The following is a 2,513-nucleotide window of genomic DNA, read 5'->3' on the forward strand; positions in this document are numbered from 1 at the left end:
ACCAGCAGGAGCCTGCCGCCCTCCTCGAGGAGATAGAAGTTCACCACCCCTGCGTCAGCCGGTGCACGCCTTCCGCGACCTGGGTGGTGGGCATTCTGGCTCCCGTGGTGTCGGCTCAGCAGCCGGCCCAGCGGCCGACCTGCTTGAAGCGCTGGACCCGTCCGAAGGCCTCGCGGACCCTCCCCCTGGAGATGCGGCCGTCGGCGACGGCCCGTTCGAGATGGTCGAGGACGGCCGGGACGGCGGCGTGGCCGGAGAAGACGAGCTGGTCGACCCCGGCCGCCAGGGCGCGCTCGGCGGCGGCCGGGAGGGAGAGGGTGCCGGCGAGGGCGCCCATCTCCAGGGCGTCGGAGACGACCAGGCCCTCGAAGCCCATGCGGTCGCGCAGGAGGCCGCCGACCACGGCCGGGGACAGGGTGGCCGGGTTGCGGGGGTCGACGGCGCGGACGAGCAGGTGGCCGACCATGACCGCGTCCAGGCCGGAGCGGATGGCGGCCCGGAACGGGGCCAGGTCGCGGGCGTGCAGGCGGGCCATGGGCGCGGCCACGACCGGCAGCCGGTGGTGGGAGTCGACGGTGGTGGCGCCGTGGCCGGGGAAGTGCTTGCCAACGGGAGCGACCCCGCCAGCGGCCAGGCCACGCATGTAGGCCACCGCGGCCCGGCTGACCGTCGCCGGGTCGGCCCCGAACGAGCGGTCGCCGATCACCCCGTCCCAGCTGGCCCCGGTCACGTCGAGGACCGGGGCCAGGTCGGCGGTGATGCCGAGGGCGGCCAGGTCGTGGCCGGCGGCCCGGCCGTAGCGCTCGACCCGGTCGGCGGGCAGGCGGCCCAGCTCGCGGGCTGACGGCGCGGCCCGGACGATCCCGGCCAGGCGGGCCACGCGGGTGCCGGGCTCCTGGTCGACGGCGACCTCCAGCGGGATCTCGGCCCGGCCCTTGAGGTCGGCCACCAGCGCCCGCACCTGGCCGGCGGAGGCGACGTTGGCGCGGAACAGCAGCAGCCCGCCGACGCCCCGGTCCACCAGCCCCCGGCTGACCGGCCCCGGCCTGGTCCCGGGGAAGCCGACCAGCAGCAGCTGGGCGAGCTGGACCCGGATGGACGGCAAGGCGGCGCAGGACGCCCCTTGAGGGGCCGGGGTTGTGGGCAACCGGAGCCGCCTTTTCTCGCTGTCGGCCACCCGCCCGGTTCGGAGGCCCGCGGACCCGGAGGGGGGCGGGTTGTCGTGCGCCTGGGTGTTCGCCTGGTCGCCGGCCGAACCACCCGAATCGCAGGCGGCGACCAATAAGACCAGCAGCAGCCCGGTCGCCAGCAGATGGCGCCGGGTCAGGCGTCGACCTCCTGGCCGCCTTCGGACCAGAGGGTGTGGAAGCTGCCCGGGCGGTCGACCCGCCGGTAGGTGTGGGCGCCGAAGAAGTCGCGCTGGGCCTGGAGCAGGTTGGCCGGGCCGCGCTCGCGCCGGAAGCCGTCGTAGTAGGCCAGCGACGAGGCGAACGCGGGGGTGGGCACGCCGAGCTCGACGGCGGCGGCCACGACCCGGCGCCAGGCGTCCTGGGCCTGGCCGACCGCGTCCCGGAAGTAGTCGGCGAACAGGAGGTTGCGCAGGCCGGTGTCGGCCTCGTAGGCCTCGCGGATGCGGTCCAGGAACCGGGCCCGGATGATGCAGCCGCCCCGCCAGATGGTGGCCAGGCCGCCCAGCTCGACGTCCCAGCCGTAGGTCTCGGCGGCGGCGGCGATCTGCTCGAACCCCTGGGCGTAGGCGACCACCTTGGAGGCGTAGAGGGCGTCGCGGACGTCGTCGGTGAACGCCTCGGCCCGGGTGGCGTCCAGCCGGCCGGACGGGCCCGGGAGGACCTTGGCCGCGGCCGTGCGCTGCTCCTTCTGTGACGACAGGACCCGGGCGAACACCGCCTCGGTGATGCCGGTGACGGGCACGCCCAGCTCCAGTGCGGACTGGACGGTCCAGCGGCCGGTGCCCTTCTGCTCGGCCTGGTCGAGGATCACGTCGACCAGCGGCTGGCCGGTGGCCTGGTCGACCTGGCGCAGCACCTTGGCGGTGGTCTCGATCAGGAAGGAGTCGAGGTCGCCGGCGTTCCAGCCCTCGAACACCTCGGCGAGGGTGGCCGCGCCCATGCCGACGCCCTGGCCGAGCAGGTCGTAGGCCTCGGCGATGAGCTGCATGTCGGCGTACTCGATGCCGTTGTGGACCATCTTGACGTAGTGGCCGGCGCCGCCCGGGCCGACCAGCCGGCAGCACGGCACCCCGTCGACCTGGGCGGCGATGGTGGTCAGGAGCCGCTCGACCAGCCCGTAGGCCTCGGCCGTGCCGCCGGGCATGATGCTGGGGCCGTGCAGCGCCCCCTCCTCACCCCCGGAGACGCCCGTGCCGATGAACCGCAGCCCGCGGTCGGCGCACTCCTTGGAGCGGCGGCGCGTGTCGGCGAAGTGCGAGTTGCCGGCGTCGATGACGATGTCACCGTCGTCCAGCAGCGGCGCCAGTTCCTCGATGACGCCGT

General features: G+C 75.0%; 2 protein-coding genes. Both read right to left on the reverse strand.

Annotation, left to right across the window (positions count from 1 at the left end):
* Positions 1–115: 115 nt before the first annotated feature.
* Positions 116–1,147: a glycoside hydrolase family 3 N-terminal domain-containing protein gene (locus VF468_03960; protein HEX5877468.1), complete on the reverse strand. Its 1,032-nt coding sequence runs from the start codon at positions 1,145–1,147 to the stop codon at positions 116–118.
* Positions 1,148–1,323: 176 nt separating this feature from the next.
* A partial coding sequence (gene gndA / locus VF468_03965) for an NADP-dependent phosphogluconate dehydrogenase (protein HEX5877469.1) occupies positions 1,324–2,513 on the reverse strand: 1,190 nt, incomplete at its 5' end.

This window comes from Actinomycetota bacterium (genome assembly GCA_036280995.1).
Lineage (GTDB): Bacteria > Actinomycetota > CALGFH01 > CALGFH01 > CALGFH01 > CALGFH01.